Source organism: Hymenobacter sp. UYAg731, from assembly GCF_054061335.1.
In genome coordinates, this window is the sequence record NZ_JBSSEC010000005.1 from 272204 (window position 1) to 289470 (window position 17267).

Annotated in this window: 13 protein-coding genes; 6 read left to right on the forward strand and 7 right to left on the reverse strand. The window is 62.4% G+C overall.

The window, feature by feature from the left end:
• Nucleotides 1-141: 141 nt before the first annotated feature.
• The 3 genes from ACVWYF_RS17040 (at nt 142) to ACVWYF_RS17050 (ending at nt 4558) form a co-directional block, all read left to right on the forward strand.
• Complete coding sequence (locus ACVWYF_RS17040; protein WP_457070185.1) at nt 142-1470, forward strand: replication-associated recombination protein A; 1329 nt, start codon at nt 142-144, stop codon at nt 1468-1470.
• A 362-nt stretch (nt 1471-1832) separates the two neighbouring features.
• Nucleotides 1833-3611 carry a signal peptide peptidase SppA gene (gene sppA / locus ACVWYF_RS17045; RefSeq protein WP_457070187.1) on the forward strand — a complete coding sequence of 593 codons (1779 nt, stop codon included), beginning with the start codon at nt 1833-1835 and terminating at the stop codon, nt 3609-3611.
• Nucleotides 3612-3736: 125 nt separating this feature from the next.
• Complete coding sequence (locus ACVWYF_RS17050) at nt 3737-4558, forward strand: purine-nucleoside phosphorylase (RefSeq protein WP_457070189.1); 822 nt, start codon at nt 3737-3739, stop codon at nt 4556-4558.
• Between the two features lie 98 nt (nt 4559-4656).
• On the opposite strand, the gene ACVWYF_RS17055 is transcribed toward ACVWYF_RS17050, so the two are convergent.
• The 5 genes from ACVWYF_RS17055 to ACVWYF_RS17075 form a co-directional block, all read right to left on the reverse strand.
• Nucleotides 4657-5088 (reverse strand): lipocalin family protein, encoded by a 432-nt coding sequence (locus tag ACVWYF_RS17055; RefSeq protein WP_457070191.1) that lies wholly within the window; start codon nt 5086-5088, stop codon nt 4657-4659.
• Between the two features lie 99 nt (nt 5089-5187).
• Entirely contained in the window at nt 5188-6057 is an 870-nt protein-coding gene (locus tag ACVWYF_RS17060; protein ID WP_457070193.1) for a DUF4249 domain-containing protein, read from the reverse strand.
• A 12-nt stretch (nt 6058-6069) separates the two neighbouring features.
• On the reverse strand, nt 6070-8430 hold the full coding sequence (locus ACVWYF_RS17065; protein WP_457070195.1) for a TonB-dependent receptor: 2361 nt from the start codon (nt 8428-8430) through the stop codon (nt 6070-6072).
• Between the two features lie 84 nt (nt 8431-8514).
• Entirely contained in the window at nt 8515-8826 is a 312-nt protein-coding gene (gene trxA / locus ACVWYF_RS17070; protein ID WP_457070197.1) for a thioredoxin, read from the reverse strand.
• 105 nt (nt 8827-8931) lie between these two features.
• Nucleotides 8932-9381, reverse strand: a complete 450-nt coding sequence (locus ACVWYF_RS17075) for a hypothetical protein (RefSeq protein ID WP_457070199.1) — start codon at nt 9379-9381, stop codon at nt 8932-8934.
• Nucleotides 9382-9619: 238 nt separating this feature from the next.
• Here ACVWYF_RS17075 and ACVWYF_RS17080 point away from each other — a divergent pair, with 238 nt between their 5' ends.
• Both ACVWYF_RS17080 and ACVWYF_RS17085 read left to right on the forward strand, forming a co-directional pair.
• Entirely contained in the window at nt 9620-9889 is a 270-nt protein-coding gene (locus ACVWYF_RS17080) for an HNH endonuclease (protein ID WP_457070201.1), read from the forward strand.
• 42 nt (nt 9890-9931) lie between these two features.
• Nucleotides 9932-10996, forward strand: a complete 1065-nt coding sequence (locus ACVWYF_RS17085; RefSeq protein ID WP_457070203.1) for a DUF6687 family protein — start codon at nt 9932-9934, stop codon at nt 10994-10996.
• Here the strand turns inward: ACVWYF_RS17085 and ACVWYF_RS17090 are convergent.
• A complete protein-coding gene (locus tag ACVWYF_RS17090; protein ID WP_457070205.1) occupies nt 10993-14394 on the reverse strand; it encodes an AAA family ATPase in 3402 nt (1133 codons plus the stop codon). The genes ACVWYF_RS17085 and ACVWYF_RS17090 overlap by 4 nt on opposite strands.
• Nucleotides 14395-14475: 81 nt before the next feature.
• Entirely contained in the window at nt 14476-15729 is a 1254-nt protein-coding gene (locus ACVWYF_RS17095) for an exonuclease SbcCD subunit D C-terminal domain-containing protein (RefSeq protein WP_457070207.1), read from the reverse strand.
• A 267-nt stretch (nt 15730-15996) separates the two neighbouring features.
• On the opposite strand from ACVWYF_RS17095, the gene ACVWYF_RS17100 reads away from it, so the two are divergent.
• Nucleotides 15997-16935 carry an energy transducer TonB gene (locus tag ACVWYF_RS17100; RefSeq protein ID WP_457070209.1) on the forward strand — a complete coding sequence of 313 codons (939 nt, stop codon included), beginning with the start codon at nt 15997-15999 and terminating at the stop codon, nt 16933-16935.
• The last annotated feature ends 332 nt before the right edge of the window (nt 16936-17267 follow it).

Sequence of the window (17267 nt, forward strand, 5' to 3'; positions counted from 1 at the left end):
CCCCGGCAGCCCAGCAGCCAAGCGCGGCCGGCGGCCCAGCAGCCCGCGGAAATTTGGCGTTGCAACGGCTGTTCAAGCCGATTTAAAACGAAAAACGCACGTAACGCCTGCGCTGCCCGAACTTTGCCCAAAACTATCCCCATGGCCTCCCTCTTCCCCGACGACGAACCCGCCGCCTTCACCCCCGCCGCCGCGCCCGGCCCGGATGCGCCCCTGGCCGAGCGCCAGCGCCCCCGCCGCCTGGCCGACTACGCCGGCCAGCAGCACCTGGTGGGCGAAACCGGCGTGCTGCGCCGCTATTTGAATTCCGGCCGGCTGCCCAGCCTCATCCTGTGGGGGCCGCCCGGCGTGGGCAAAACTACCCTGGCCCACCTGCTGGCCTCGGAGCTGAAACAGCCATTCTCAGCCCTGAGCGCCATCAATGCCGGCGTGAAGGACGTGCGCGACGTCATTGAAAAAGCCAAGCGTCAGCGCGGCACGGTGCTCTTTATTGATGAAATCCACCGCTTCAGCAAGGCGCAGCAGGATGCGCTGCTGGGCGCGGTGGAGCACGGCACCGTAACGCTGATTGGAGCCACGACGGAGAATCCTTCCTTCGAAGTCATTCCGGCCTTGCTCTCGCGCTGCCAGGTGTACGTGCTGGAGGCGCTGGGCGCGGGCACTTTGCGCGGGCTGGTGCAAAAAGCCCTGACCGAGGACGCCGCCCTGAAGCAGAAAAAGGTGGTGCTGAAAGAAGACCACGCCCTGCTGGCCCTCAGCGGCGGCGACGCCCGCAAGCTGCTCAACCTTCTGGAAATCGTGGTGCAAAGCACGCCGCCCAATAAAAAAGGCGTTATCGAGATAACCGATGCGGTGGTGCAGACCGTGGCCCAGCGACCCCTGGCCAAGTACGACAAGGGCGGTGAAATGCACTACGATGTGATTTCGGCCTTCATCAAGTCCATGCGCGGCTCCGACCCCAACGCCGCCCTCTACTACTTGGCCGTGATGCTGGAAGGCGGCGAGGACGTGAAATTCATCGCCCGCCGCATGCTCATTCTGGCTTCCGAGGACATTGGCAACGCCAACCCCAACGCCCTGATGCTGGCCACGAGCTGCTTCCAGGCCTGCACCGTCATCGGCCTGCCCGAATCGGATTTAATTCTCGCCCAGACCGTTATCTACCTCGCCACTTCGCCCAAAAGCAATGCCGCCTACCTGGCCATCCGGGCCGCCCAGGCCGAGGTGAAGGCCAACGGCGTGTACCCCGTGCCGGTTCCCCTGCGCAACGCCCCCACCCGCCTGCTGAAACAGCTCGGCTACGGCAAAGAGTACGCCTACTCGCACAACGGCGAGGGAAATTTTGAGGCCCAGGAGTTTCTGCCCGACGCCCTGAGCGGCACCCGCTTCTACGCCCCCGGCCACAACGCCGGCGAGGCCAAAATCCAAGAGCGCCTGCGCGGCTGGTGGGGCGAAAAGTACGGTTATTAAGGTTCCGAATGCCCCGGTCTGACCGCCCTAGGCGGTCCGACCGGTTGTCGTTGTTTATCAGAACGTGCTGCCTTCAACCGGCCGGACCGCCTAGGGCGGTCAGACCGGCTACGCTTCAACTATCCTCCCCGGCGCCTCAAACGCTTTTTCCAACCTTTCGAACGGTCTTCCCGGGCTTTCGAACGGTCTGCCCGGCCTTGAGATGCCGGCTTCCGGGCGCTTAACACTGATTTCCGGCCTTTCGATGATATTTTCCACCCTTTTCGATACCGGTTTCCGGCGTCGAAAGCCCCATCCTTACATTTGGCCGGCCGAACGGCCCGCGCCGCCTACTTTTGCCTGCTCTCACCTAGTCTGCACCCATGCGCCAGTTTCTTAAGTACGTCCTCGCCACCATTGTGGGCCTTGCGGCCTTTGCTTTCCTCGGGTTTGTGGTTTTAGCCATCTTCATCGGGGCCACGGTGAGCGGCTCCCACGAGCCCAAGGAAACCGCCGCCAACTCGGTGCTGGAGCTCAAGCTCAACGAGCCGCTCAATGAGCGCGGGCGCGAAGGCCGCTTCGGCGGCTTGGGCGGGGGCGGCAGCACGGGACTGGTGGAGGTGAAGGAAGCCATCAAGCGCGCCAAGGCCGACGACGACATCAAGGGCATCCTGCTGAACCTGGGCATTGTGCAGGGCGGCATGGCCTCGCTGGAGGAAGTGCGCAACGCGCTGCTCGACTTCAAAAAGAGCGGCAAGTTTGTGGTGGCCTACCACGAAATCGCCTCCGAAAAGAGCTTCTACCTCTCCTCGGTGGCCAACGAAATCTACCTCAACCCGCAGGGCACGCTCGAATTCAACGGCCTGAGCACGGAGGTGATGTTCTACAAGCGCCTGTTCGCCAAGGCCGGCATCGAGCCCTACATTTTCCGCGTGGGCTCCTTCAAAAGCGCCGTCGAGCCGTTTTTCCGCGAGAACTTCTCCGATTCGGCCCGCTACCAGACGGTGTCGTTCCTGAACTCCATCAACGGCTACATGATTGGCGAGGTGGCCAAAACCCGGGGCATCGACCCGGCCCGCCTCAAGGTGATTTCTGACTCGATGCTGGTGCATAACGCCCCCGATGCCCTGCGCCTGCACCTCGTCACCAAGCTCGGCTACTTCGATGAGGTGCAGGACTACATGCGCCGCAAGCTGGACGTGGCCAAAGACAAGAAGCCCAGCATAATAAGTTTTTCCGACTACGCCGACAACTCCTACAACGGCGATGCCGAGGAGCGCCAGGGCAAGGCCGGCCGCTATATTGCCGTGGTGTACGCCGAGGGCGACATCGTGACCGGCAAGGGCTCCGACGACAACATCGGCAGCACCAAGTTTGCCGAAGCCATCCGCAAGGCCCGGCTCGACGACCGGGTGAAGGCCGTAGTGCTGCGCATCAACTCGCCGGGCGGCTCCTCGCTGGCCTCCGACATCATCTACCGCGAAGTGCTGCTGACCAAGAAAGTGAAGCCGATTATCGCCAGCATGAGCGATGTGGCGGCTTCCGGCGGGTACTACATTGCGATGGCCTGCGACACCATCGTGGCCCACCCGAACACCATCACGGGCTCCATCGGCGTGTTTGGGGTGCTACCCAACATCCAGCCGCTGCTGGCCGACAAGCTCGGCATCACCGTGGACCGCGTGACGACGGGCAAGTTCTCGGACCTGCCCACCATCACGCGCCCGCTCACGGAGTTCGAGAAGCGCACCTTGCAGGAAGAAGTAAACCGCATCTACGCCGACTTCACCAGCAAGGCCGCCCAGGGCCGCCACATGCCCGTGGAGCGCCTGCGCCGCCTGGCATCGGGCCGCGTCTGGAGCGGCCTCGAAGCCAAACACAACGGCCTCGTGGACGTGCTCGGCGACTACCAGGATGCCATCAACATCGCCGCCGCCCGCGCCCACCTCCAGCCCGACGACTACCGCGTGCAGCGCCTGCCCCGCCAGAAATCGGCCCTCGAAGGCTTTATCTCCATGTTCGGCGATGACGACGATGCCGCCAAAACCCGCGCCCTCAAAACCGAGCTCGGCCCCCTTTACCCCGCCTACGCCCAGTACCAGCAGCTCATGCAGATGCGCGGCGTGCAGGCCCGCCTGCCGTATTCGCTGGATATTCAGTAAAATCAGTCCTGAACATCTGTAGCGCGAACTTTGTAGTTCGCGTCTTCGCACCATCAACCCCATTTGGGTGTCGTGCGGGGGCGCGAACTACAAAGTTCGCGCTAGGTCATTTCCCCTGCCCTCCAATGCTCCAACACCTCCAAGAAGCCGCCGCCTACATCAAAGCCAATTCCCAGGCCTTCCAGCCCGAAACAGGCATCATCCTCGGCACCGGGCTGGGCGCGCTGGCCAACGAGGTCGAGGTGGAATATGAAATCAACTACGCCGATATTCCGCATTTCCCCCTCAGCACGGTGGAGAGCCACGCCGGCCGGCTGCTGCTGGGCCGCATGGCCGGCCGGAAAGTGGCGGTCCTGCAAGGCCGTTTCCATTACTACGAGGGCTACACCATGCAGCAGGTGGCCATGCCCGTGCGCGTGCTCAAGCTGCTCGGCATTGCCCGCCTGCTGGTGAGCAACGCCGCCGGTGGCCTGAACCCCGATTTCAACCTTGCGGATTTGATGCTGATTGACGACCACATCAACCTGCAGCCCACCAACCCGCTCATTGGGGCCAACCTGGACGAAATGGGGCCGCGCTTCCCCGATATGTTCACGCCTTACGATGCCGACCTGCTGCGCCGGGCCGAAGCCGCCGCCCAGGCGCTGGGCCAGGCCGGCACCACCCGGCGCGGCGTGTACGCCAGCGTGCCCGGCCCCATGCTCGAAACCCCGGCCGAGTACCGCTACCTGCGCACCATCGGGGCCGATGCCGTGGGCATGAGCACAGTGCCCGAAGTTATTGCCGCCCGCCACCTCAGCCTGCCGGTGCTGGCCGTGTCGGTCATCACCGATTTGTGCGCACCCGGCCACCTCAAGCCCGTGGTACTAGCCGACATCTTCGCCGCCGCCGCTGCCGCCGAGCCCCGCCTCACGGCCCTGATTAAAGCCGTGGTGGCGGGGCTGTAGTACATGCTTTAGCTTGTGCCCCGCCGGGCAAAAACCAACGAGGCCCGGACGATATGTCCGGGCCTCGTTGATTACATCGTTTCTACTAAAAAAGCCGCTTACGGCTGGGCCGAGAACGTGCGTTCTTCAACTGCGCCGGTCTTATTCGTGAACGTGTAGCGCAGCTCGGTGGCCGAGAGGGCAGCCACGGTGTATTCGTTGCTGGTGCCCTTGTTGTCGGTGAGGTGGAGCATGGTGTTGTTGCCCATCAGCATCCAGGTACCGGGGTAGGTGGTGCCATCGGCCACTAATTTTTGGGTGTAGGTGCCGTCGGTGCGGAAAGTGAGCGAGTACTGGTCCTTGATGCCGGACCCTGTGCTGGTGACCTGGCCGGCTTGTTTAATCTGGTCGAGGCGCCAGTTGCCGGTGGTCAGCTGCTGCGTGGAAGTGATGACCGTAGGCTGTGGCGTCGGGGCCGGGTCTTTTTTGCAGCTGCCCAGGCTCAGGGTAATCAGGGCCAAGGCGAGAACGGGGTAGCGGAGTTTTTGCATGGAAAGAAGGGAGAAAAATTTGGTTGGGAATGAAAAGTAGATGCCTCCCCGGCCCGAATGGTTGCCCCAGCCCGGCCCTTTTTTTTCGACTTCTTATTCTTACTTCGGCAGAATCTTCTGGGCCGTGGTGCCGCTCAGCACGCCGAAGATGCCGATGCCGCCCTGCACGTTGCCATAAATAGCCGAGGGTTGAGCGAAGGGGTTGCCGTTGGCCTGGCGCGCATCTCGCACCGACTGCCGAAAGCGGTACATGGCCCGCTCGATGTGGTAGAGCGTGGCCGTGATGGTGTCGCTGGGGAAAAAGCGGTAGCTGGTGCCGAGCACAAATTCATGGCCATTGAGTAGCCGGTCTTCCACCGACAGGTCCGCTTCCGGGGTTTTGAGGAGCGCCCCCCGGGCGGGGTTGCCCTTGTGGAGCTGCAGACGGTAGCAGTCGTCGAGCGGGGCCGGGTCGCGGAAGCTGGTGAGGAAGAGGGCCTTGCGTTCGGAGCCGGTTTTGTCGTTGAACTGGTAGTTCAAAGAATCGATGGGCACGGGGACCAGCATGGTGGTGGTGGCGGTGGCGTGGCGGCCTTTGGTGTCCACCACGTCGAGCTTGAACACATCGCCGGCCCGAGCCACCAGCGGGTCGCGGCCAATGTGGGAATGGAATTTCACGCCCGAAGTAGTGTCAACCAGCGCCCGGTAGTTGGGGTTGAAGGCCAGCGGCACCAGCGTGCCATTGGGCATGGTGAGCGTGACGGTGACATCGGTGGGCACCTGCGGCAGCACGGCGCTGATGTAGGGCACCGACGTAGTGACGGCCAACTCCGGCACCCGGCCGGGCTCAAGGTAGCATTCCACCACCAAATCGGAGGAAAAGGCGGGCAGCGGCACGTTGATGTCGTTTTGCAGCTTGCCGCAGCCAGCCAACGCTAGTCCAATTATTGCCAGCGCCCCAAACGTGCTTCTGTTGATTGAAATCGACATAAAACCTAGGGGTTAGAAGCGGAAATTGTAGGTGAGCGACGGGATGACCGGGAACAGCGACACCTGCCGGGCCTGGAAGCCGGTGGTGCGGCCGCTGGCCTTGTCCTTCACCGTGTCGAAGAACACGAAGTAGGCGTTGCGGCGGTTGTAGGCGTTGTAGATGCTCAGGGTGAGGTCCTGGTCGCGCCGGGCCCCGATTTTGTACACCACCCCAAGATCGAGGCGGTGGTACGGGATGAGGCGGTAGGAATTGCGGTCAGGGTACACGGGCACTGGGCGCGGGTCGATGCCCGTGCTGGAACCCGGGATATCCTGCACGCCAAACCGGCCCAGTGGCAGCGTAGTGAGGTTGCCCGAAGTATAAATGAAGCTGGCCGTGAGATTAATGCGGGCATTGAGCTGATGCAGCACCACCACGGTCAGGTTGTGGCGGCGGTCGTAGTTGGGGTGGAAATCCTGGCCGCCGTTCACGCCGTTGGTGCCGTTCTGGGGCTGAAAATTGCGCCAGCTCCAGGCCAGCGTGTAGCCAATCCAGCCGGTGGTTCTGCCGGTTTTCTTTTCCAGATAAAGCTCGTTGCCGTAGGCCCAACTCTTGCCAAAAATAAATTCCTGGTCCAAATCGGGGTTCACGAACAGCTGCGCGCCATCGCGGAAATCGACCTGGTTGCGGCCCCATTTATAATATAGCTCATTGGTGAGCAGATACTTGCCACCGCCCAGCAGGAAGCTGGCCCCACCGCTCACCTGCTGCGACTGCTGCGGCTTCACCGACAGCCGCGACGGGTACCAGATATCCGTCGGCAGCGACGCGCCCGAATTCGTGACCAGGTGTACATACTGGTACATCATGGCGTAGTTGAGCTTGAACGAAGTCTTGTCGTTCAGGGCGTAGCGGGCGGCGGCGCGGGGCTCCAGGCCGCCGTACTGGTTGGTGCCGCTGCGGAAACCGGTCAGGCGCAGGCCGCCTTCGAGCTGGAGCTTGTCGGTGGCTTTGTAGTTGTCGGAGGCGTAAACGGCTCCGTCGAGGGCGTCGTACCGCACATCGGAGCCGATGTCGAGGCGGCCGTCGCCGGTACTGGCGCTGAGGCGGCCCACGCCGAAATGGTGCTGCGTGAACATGGCCCCGGTCTTAATCTGGTGCCGGTCGTTGGGCGTGTACTCGAAATCGGTGCGCCCGGTGTAGTCCGTGATTTTCGAGCCCAGGTTGAAGCTAAACACGTTGGCCAATTGGTTGGTCAGCGTGTATTTGTAGTCCGACACCGACACGGTCGTATTCACAAATAGCTTAGGCGAGAACGTGTGGTTCCAACGCAGCGAGCCGAGGGTATTGCCCCACTGGAAGCTGAATTTGAAGCCATTGGGACTGCTGAACCCGAATACGTCGCGGCCCAGGTAGCCGGTCAGAAACACCTGGTCTTTCTCACCCAAGGTATAATTCGCCTTGGCGTTGAGGTCGTAGAAATAGTAGTCGGGAATGGGGCTGTAGTCCTCCTTGCCCTCGTTGGCCTTGTTGAGCGCCCGCGTGAAAATGTCGAAATATGTGCGCCGCCCGCTCACAATGAAGGAGCCTTTGCCCTTGTTTATCGGCCCCTCGTAGGTGAGGCGCGACGAAATCAGGCCCACGCCGCCGGTGGCCACGTAGTGCTGGCGGTCGCCCTCGCGCAGCTTCACATCCACCACCGACGACAGCCGCCCGCCAAACTGCGCCGGGAAGCCCGACTTGTACAGGTCCACACTCTGCACGGCATCGGAGTTGAACACCGAAAACAGCCCAAACAAGTGGTTGGGGTTGTATACCACCGTATTATCGAGCAGCACCAAGTTCTGGTCGGCCGAGCCGCCGCGCACGAACAGGCCACTGGTGCCTTCGCCCCCGCTCTGTACCCCGGGCTTCAGTTGCAGGGTTTTCAGGATGTCGACTTCGCCAAACAGCGCCGGCAACAGCTTGGCCTCCTTAATGCTGAGGTGCTCGACGCCCATTTGGGTGGTTTTGAGCTTCTGCTCTAGGGTCACGGTGCCTTCCACTACCACCTCGCCCAGTTCGTTGCCGCTTTCTTCCAGGTTGAGGCTAAGACGCTGGTTTTTGGTCAGGTTCACCTCTCGAATGATTTGCTGGTAGCCGATGAAGGCAATGACCAGCTGGTGGTGCCCGGCGGGCAGGCTCAGCGAGTAGTGGCCCAATGAGTCGGCCGCCGTGCCAGTGCCGAGGGCGGGCACGGCCACGCTGGCCCCAGGCAGGGTTTCGCCGCGCCCGCCGCGCACGGTGCCGCTGATGGTGAACCGCGCCGTTGTCTGGCTCCAGCCAGCCTGCGGCCAGCCCAGGCCCAACACCAACAATAACAGGTAATAACGCCGGGCAGAGCTAAAAATCATACGGTACAGTCGAGGAACGCGCAAAGGTAGCGCCCTCCCAACGCCGGTATCCGCCGGATAGTTTAGCGTCCGCGCCGGTACGGGCTATTTACCCACGTAGGGCAGCAGGGCCTGCGCGATTTGGGCGGCCGGCACCACGCCCGCCTGCCGCCATACCGGCTGCCCCTGATGGAACAAAATCAGCGTGGGGATGCTCTGCACGCGGTATTGCTGGGCCACGGCCTGGTTGCGGTCCACGTCGATTTTAACCACGCGCAGCTTGCCGCCGTGCTGGGCCGCCACCTGCTCCAGAATGGGGGCCATGGTTTTGCAGGGGCCGCACCAAGTGGCGTAAAAATCGACCAGCACGGGCATGCCGGGGCTGTTGATGAGTTCGGGGAAAGACTTGCGAGGCATGATGCGAAACGGTTAAGCGAGAAGTCAGGGCTTTGGGACTGGGTATAACGCAAAAAGCCCGGCGCGGGGCCGGGCTTTTAGGTTTTGCGGCCGGAACCGGCTCAGTTACTTATTGATAATTGTCACGTCATTGGCCACTTCGGGCAGCGTAAAGCGGCCGCCCACGGCTTTCACGCCTTTCACGCGGCATTCCCAAGTATAGCGGCCGGGAATGGCGCTGGCCGCTTCCCCGGTTTCGGCCTTGAAATATTCGGGGTCGGACGGGTCGGTGGGAAAAAGCACGTCGACGCCGGTCTGACCTTTGGCCAGTTCCTTCACCAACAGGTAGTCTTTGCCAGTTTTTTCACTATGCACGATGAAGATGGCCGTGTAGGGGCCGAGCTGGCCGTATTTGTCCAGGACGCCCAGCTTGATTTGGGCGGTGGTGCTCACCATCCAGGTTTGCGCGTGGGCGGCGGGGGCTGAGCCCAGCAGCAGCAACATCATCAGCGCGCCGGTCAGCCAGCCGGCCAGCGGCCAACGTTCAGGCCGTAAAAAGGAGGGTACAGTTATCATCACGATTAAAATAAGGAGAAAAAGGGTGAAATGCAGCTAAACAGAAAGAGCGGTAAAATGCGAAACCTCCGCACATTACCCGCCAAGATAGTACGTCGATAACGATTCCGCAACTTGCAGCGGGCTAAGCCGGTTGGGGTTTCAGCCAAACTCTTCACGTCCGACTACTAATCACGTAATGCCCAGGCCACGCGCGCGGTCCGTCCCCTGGCCGTCCCATAACCCAGTACCGGCCTCCGTGCCCCGCTGCGGCCTCTGCGAGCGGGAGGTGCAGGCCACTTCGCGCCACCACCTCGTGCCGCGCGAACAAGGCGGCAACCACGGCCCCACCGTGGACCTCTGCCAGCCCTGCCACAGCAGCGTACACCGCTTTTTGAGCAACCGTGCCCTGGCCCGGCACTATTCCTCCGTTGAAGCCCTGCGGGATGCGGAGGAGCTGCAAACCTACCTGCGCTGGATTCGGAAGCAGCGCGTGGAGCGCATCAGCAACCGGCGCGGGCGGCGGTAGGCGGGGTTGCGCCGCCCGGTATTTTTGACGGAGCTTTGCCGGATGAACCGCTATTTCGTGCCTTTTGCGCAGCTTCGGCAGCAGCCTACTATTGTGGTGGATAGCGTGGGCCTCGGGGCCGTGCTCACGCTGGCGCACTGGCGCGGGGCGGCCACGCCCCCCGCCCTGCGCGACGACACCAGCGCCGGCTCGGTGCTGCGGGCGCTGCACCAGCCCACCACGCCGGGCCTGGCGGCGGCGGCCGTGACGGCCAACCACTTTGATATCGACGGCTTTATCGGCGTGTGGAGTCTGCTGAATCCGGAGTTGGCTTTGAAGCACGAAGTGCTGTTGCGTATGGTGGCCGTGCTGGGCGACTTCCGCGAAATTGACCTGGCCCACCCGCTGGCCGCTGCTGCCCTGAAGCTGGGATGCTGGCTGAATGCCGAGGAAAAAGCCCGCTTCTACGAGCCCTTCGGTGCGCCCATCCGGCGGCGGCGCGAGGACGAAGCCTCGGCCGAAAAATTTGACTGGTTTCTACCCCGCTTCGCCGAAATCCTGCAAAAGCCCGAAGCCGGCCGCGCCGCCTGGCAGCCCGAATACGACTGGGTGCTGCGGGCAGCGGCAATCGCCCAAAGTCCTCAAACCACGCGGCGAAACCACCCGGAAATCGGGCTGGCGGTGGTGAATACGCCCGTGCCGCTGCCGTATTACGCTCTCTTCGGCCCCACGGCGGGCTATGATATCGTGCTGAGCCAGTACGAGGGCAACCGCTACGAGCTGGAGTATAAATACACCACCTGGATTGACCTCGCCAGCCGCCCTACCCTGCCGCGCCTGGCGCTCGCTCCGCTGGTGACGCGGCTAAACTCCCTCGAAACCAGTGGCCGCACATGGGCCGCCGACGGCATCACCGACACCGGCCCACTGCTGCGCCTGACCGGGAAAAAGCTCAGCAAAGCTGAACGCTACGCTGACCCAGATGGCCGGCCGATTTATCCGTCGTCCATCGCGCCAGAGGTGATGGAACGGGAAGTGGTGGCGTTTTTTCGGGCTGGCTACGCTGGAATTGAGGCGAAGAAATACTGGACGTGGGCGGAGGTGAAGGCGGCGGGCGGAGCCAGCTAGGCCAACACCTCCTGCTGCACTTCGGGCAGCACGCGCAGGCGGCTGCTGCCCTGCCCTACCCGCTCCACTACCACGCGCGTGTCGATGTAATCTTTCAACTTGTCGACATCGACGTGGGTGATGATGCCGATGGTTTTGCCGCGCTGCCGCAGGCTGCCCAGCGCCGCTAAGGCAATATCCAGCGTATCAGCGTCGAGCGTACCAAAGCCTTCGTCGATAAACAGCGAATCGATGCGGGCCGAGTTGGAGGCCAATTCGGAGAGGCCGAGCGCCAGCGCCAGGCTCACTAGGAAGGTTTCGCCACCCGAAAGAGTGCCCACGTCGCGCACGCAGTCGTCGTAGCTGTCGGCCACGAGCAAGCCCAGCGAGGTCGCATCGCGGCGGCGCAGGGTGTAGCGCTCATTGAACAGGCGCAGGTGATGGTTGGCGTGGCTCACGAGGCGGGCCAGGGTGAGGCCCTGCGCAAAGCGGCTGAACTTGCTTTTGTCGCGCGAGCCCAGCAGTTCGTACATGGCGGCCCAGCGCCGGGTTTCAGCCTTTTGGGCGGTTAGCTCCTGGGCCAGCTCGTGGTGCGTGGCGCGCTTGAGCTGGTCGTCGGCCAGTTCTTTTTTCAGGCTGGCCAGATGGTCGCGCTGGGTTAAGTAATGCTGCTGAGCGTCTTCAAAAGTGGTTTTCACGGCTTCGGCCGGCTCGGGGGTGAGGGCCTGGGCCTGAGTTTTGGCCAGTTCGACGGCGCACCATTGCTGGTGGGCCTGGGCCTGGGCTACGTTGCCGCGCAGCTCGGTGGCAAGGCGGCGCAGCACCGGCCGCTGCGCTTCGGGCAACAGCAAGTCGAGAATGGCAGACGAGGCGGCCAGCCCGGCCAGTGGCAGCTGGTGGCTGAGCTCTTCGAGCAGGTGGTCGTGCTCAAATTGCGCCAGGTTGCGGGCATCAGCCTTATATCGTGCCTCCGATTCTAGATTATTGCACTGCTCGCTGCCAGCGCGTTCAGTGGTTTGGGCGGCCTCATGGCTCTGACGGGCCGTTCTTTCGGCGGTTTGCCAGTGGTTCAGAGCGGCCTGCGGCGAAGCATAGCCAGGGTGCGCGGCAGCAATGGCGGCGGCGCAGGCCTCAGCCTCACGGGCGGCGACCTGCTGGCGCTCACCAAGTTTTTCGACTTCCATAACCAGGCCTTGCGCGGCTTTCTCCAACGCCTCCAGCCGGGCGGTGGCACCAGCCAGCTCCACCTCCAGCTTATTGCGGCGGCTATTATTCCGGTCAAATGCCGTGGCCCGCTCCTGAATCAGCGCCTTTAGCGAAGCCGGCTGCCTGCGGTCAAAAGGCAGTTCCAGTTGGGTGGCCAGCTCCTCCATTTCCTGCACGGCCAACAGCCCTTCGGCCTGGATGCGCGTCAGCTGCTCGTCAATCCCAGCCAGCTGCTTACTGAGCAATTCCTGCTTATCCAGCGCGTCAGCTTCGGCCTTTTTGGCCTGGCCGTATTCTTTGGTGTGCTTAGTTTGACGCTCCGGGGCATTGTTAAGGTCGCGCACTAACAGTTGCGCCCCGCGCAGGGCAGCGGGCAAGTCGAGCTGCCGGGCAGCGGCATTAGCAACCAACGCCCGCGGAAACGGCTCCAGAATGGTCAGCAACTTGTCGTTATCCTGCTGCTGGCTGGTGAGCGTTTGCAGCTGTTGGCTGCTTGCAGCCACTTGTTTTTCTAAGGCCGCAATGGCTTCGGCCGAAGTATCCACTCCCTCGCGCAACACCGGGTGCTCCAGGGCCCCGCACAGCGGACACGAGTGCCCCGGCTGTAGGTTGTCCTTGTGCTGGGCAAACAATTTCTTGCCCAATAGTTGCTCAAAGTGCCGGCCGTGGGTTGCGCGTACTACCTCTAACTCATTCACCAGCAATAGCTGTCTGTCTTGCGCGGCCTCCTGCAAACCCGCGTGCTGCCGGCGCCACAGCTCCCACTCCTCGGCCAGACCAGCGAGGGCTTCGCTGGCCAGCTCGGCGTTATTGTGGAAATCTTGCGCGGCCTGGCCGGCGGTGTTCAGCTCGGTTAGCAGCGGCTGTTTCTGCTGCTTCACCAGGCTGTAGTCGCTGGCGGCTTTATCGCGCTGCGCCAGCAGGCCGTCGAGGCGGGCGGCGGCGGTTCCCAGCTTTTCGTCGGCGGCGTGGCGGGTTAACCACTCGCTGAGCTGATTGAACTCAGTGCGGTTAGTGGTGACCTGCTGTTCGAAGTGCAGGAAATCGCGCTGCGCCTGCTGCTGAATGGCTTTTTTTTCGTCCCACTCGCGGCGGGCGATGGCCGCCGCTTTGGTTAGCGTGTCGAGGTTGGGAATCTGGGCCAATGCCTCATCCAACGCTGGTTTTTCGCGGGCCAGGTCCTCTTCGGCCTGTTGCCAGGCCGTGCGGGCCGCCTCCACGGCGGCCTGGGCCTGCGCGTGACGCACGCGGGCGGTAGCCAAATCGCGGGCCAGCTGCTGGCGGGCCGTTTCGGCCTGTTGCGCATCGCGGGCGGCGGCGTTCACCCGCACCCAGCGCTTCTCGAAGGGTTCGGCGCGCTCGTGGTCGGCCAGCCGGTCGAGGTCGGGCTGGCGGGTGGCCAACATGGTTTTGGCCTGCTCCACGGCGGTGGCGGCCTGGGTGGTTTTGGTGGTGAGCTCGGCTAGTTTCTGGTGCCAGTCGTGGTGCTGGCGCAGGGCATCGGCGGCGGCGGCGGCCGTGGCAACGGCGTCGGTCAGCTGCTCGTCTTCCGTGGTTTTGGCCGCCAGCTCATCGGCCGAAAACCACTGCACCGCCCCAATGCGGGCAGAAAGGTCCCGCTCCTTCAACTCCTCAGCCCGAAACCGCTCGTGCGCCTGTCCCGACAGCGTGGTGTAAATCTCAATGCCCGTGATGCGCTCCAGCAGTTTTTCCCGCTCGTCGTCTTTAGCTTTCAGAAACTCATCGAAGCCGCCCTGCGCCAGTAGCACCGAGCGGGTGAACTGCGTGTATTTCATGCCTGTCAGAACTTCGTTCTGGGCGATGCTCTTCTCCGTTTTCTGGGTCAGGAGCTTGCCATCGGGCCACGAGCATACTTCCATGTAGGCATCCTGCAAGGCGCCGCCCACTTTTTTGCGCGCCCGCTGAATGCTCCATTTGGCCAGAAAGCGCCCGGCGGCAACTTCATATACCACTTCGGCCCAGCTCTCCGTTGCGCCGTGGCTGATGAGGGAACGGCCGTTGCCCTGGCGCGGCGTGCGGCCGTACAGGGCCAGCGTAATGGCGTCGAGCAGCGTGGTTTTGCCCGCGCCAGTTGGCCCCGTGATGGCAAACAGGCCGCAGTTTTCCAGCGGTGCAGTTTCAAAATCGAGCCGATGCACCTGCTTGCCCCGCAAAGAGTTGAGATTCTGGCAAGCAACGGAAATGATTTTCATAATTCGGTAGAACGTCAAATTAATCAGGCCGCAGCCGATTGACTAACCCGACGGTTGATTAAACAGATTGGCAGCCTCAAGTTACGCCACGGCATCGGCCTTCGGCAAGGCGAGCAGCTGGCCAAACGTATCCAGCAGTTGTTGGCGGGCCTCGGGTTCTAGGGCCTGCGTATCGAGCAGTTGCTCAAACACCAGCCGCGGCGATAGTTCCTCCAAATGCGGGCCTTCGGGCGCTTCTTCGAGAGCATTCTCCGGCATTTCATTTTCCAACGGGCGTAAGGGCCGGGGGCCAGCTACCACGCGCACGCGGCCTTCGGTGGCCTGCCAGGCTTCGCGGATGCGGTCCTGCACTTCCGACCACGGCAGGCCGGGCAGCACGGCTACGTCGGCCCAGGCCTCGTGTTGGAAGCTGGCATTATCGTATTGCTGAAGCTGCTCAATAACCTCATCCAGCGAACCCTTAAAACGCACCAGCCGCCGCTCGCAGGGCACATCCAGTGCCTGAATCTGCGGACAGCCCGGCCCGTCGAAGGTCAGCAGCAGTACCTGCTGTGGGTGGTCAGTTTCGGAAAACGACAGCGGAATGGGCGAGCCCGAGTAGCGGATGTGCGCCCGCTGGCCCACCACTTGCGGCCGGTGCAGGTGCCCCAGCGCCACGTAGTCGAAATCGGCAGGAAAGGCATCGGCGGTAATCTGGCCCAGTGAGCCGATGCTCAGCGGGCGCTCGGTGCTGGCATCGTTGTCGCCGCAGCCCGCCGCAAACAGGTGGCCTGTGGCCAGCACCGGCACGCCTTGGGTGCGGTAGTCACTCAGCAGGTCGGCCACGCGGTGGTAATGGGCCGCAATGCCATCACGCAGGCGGGTTTCGCGCTCCTCGGCGCTCTCGCCGGGCACGAGGTAGCGCACGTCGGCGTCGCGCAGAAACGGCACTGCTGCCACCGCCAGCCGGGGCGTGGCCGCGCCGTGCGGCAGCAACAGGCACTGGTCGTCGAACTGCGCGGGCACCCCACCCACCACATGCACCCGCAACGCTTTGAGCAGCGTGGCCGAGGCATTGAGCGTATCGGCCGAGTCGTGGTTGCCGCCCACAATCACCACGTCGTGGCAGGTGGCTGAGTCGCGAAGCCGCGCCAGAAACTGGTAGTACAAGCGGCGGGCCGCCGCCGGCGGGTTGCCCGTGTCGAACACATCGCCGGCCACCACCAGCACCTCCACGCACTCCTCCTCAATGGTGGCCAGCAGCCAGTCGAGGAAGCAGCGGTGTTCGGCCAGCCGCTCGTGGCCGTGCTGGAAGCGTTGGCCGAGGTGCCAGTCGGCGGTGTGAAGAACGCGCATGGGATAGAAGACAGTGGAGAAGCTGAGTAACCCGCAAAGCGATAAAAAACGTTTTGAGCGGTTCCTCAAAGTTCCCCCGGAATTTGGGATTTCCCTGACTTGATGCTTTGACCAATTTACCTAATGAATCACAATTTACAACTATGCCTCTGATTATTCGGCTGATGAGTCAGAAATCGAAAGCCACAGCAGTACCAGAAGAAGCAGTGGAGACGGCGGTAGATTGACGCTTATCAGACGGAACCAGCGCCTAATTTTACGCTTACTATGCGTCCTTTCCTTTTCTTCTTTACCAGTTTGCTGGGGCTATTGGCTCATCCCGGCCACGGGCAAACACCGAAGCTACCCGCCGATTCGGCCACCATTCACAAGTACACTTACGTAGAGACGATGCCCGTTTTTCCGGGCGGGAAGCCGGGCGAAACCGGCGCGGACGCCCGGGCACGGTTCGTCCGGTTTGTGCAGGACAGCCTGCGGGTGTTGCCCGCCCTGGCCCGCGACGGCGTGGCGGGCCGGGTATCGTTCTCGTTTACCGTCAATGCGCTGGGCCGCACCGAGAACATCAAGCTGGTGCAAAAACTGCGCGCAGATGCCGACGCCGAGGTGCTCCGCAATGCCCACCGGCTCGACCCGATTCAGTGGCAGCCCGGCACACAAAATGGCCGGCCGGTCAGCGTTTCTTTCACGCTGCCCATTAGTTTCAACCTCAACCTAATAGCCCAAGCGGCCCCGCCGGACTCGCTGGATGGCCCTGCCTCCCGCAAGGGCGCACTGCCGCTCCGAACCTGGGGAACTGACCGGCGCACCCTTCCGGCCGACCAGGGGGTAGTGTACGGCAGTTGCATCCAACGCCTGGGCTTCGAGAGCGGAGGGTTGGGCCAGTACGTGCGGCTGGTTAACCTGAGCACCGGCAAACCCGTCACGCTCGAAGTGAAGCCGCCCATGCGCAGCCGCAAGCAAAACACGTTCTGCTACGCCCTGCCGCCGGGCCACTACGCCCTCTACCATTACCTATACAGTGCCAGCAAGTGGTACGGGGCCGAAATGCACGAGGAAAACCTGCGCCGGGCCCGCCGCCGTTCCTGCAGCTTTGCACGAAACCCGCTACCTGTTCACCGTGGCCCCTGGCCAGCTCCACTACCTTGGCACCTGGAATCTAGAGGCCGAGAATGCGCCGGTGTTTCGCAACGAAAAGGCTATTCTTGACGCGCAGTTGAGCCCCTTGTTTAAGATTCTGGACTTCACGCAGGCCGTGGTTGCGGTGCCGCAGTAGCAGGGCAGCAATTAGCCTGATTAATTAGATTCACCACCCGCGTCACCATCGTGGGCTTGTCCTCCGGCTTGCTTTCGACGATGAGCAGCCGATGAGCAGCGCGAGGGCCAACAATCCTTCGGTGCAGAGTAATATGCAAAAAATGCACGCCTGTTTTCAGGGTTCGAGTTGTCAAAAAATAGTTGACAGCTGAAATTGGGCAGAGAAAATCCACCGTCGATTAAAGCTGTCAAATACTTGACAGTTCCTGGTAATTAAGATAAAA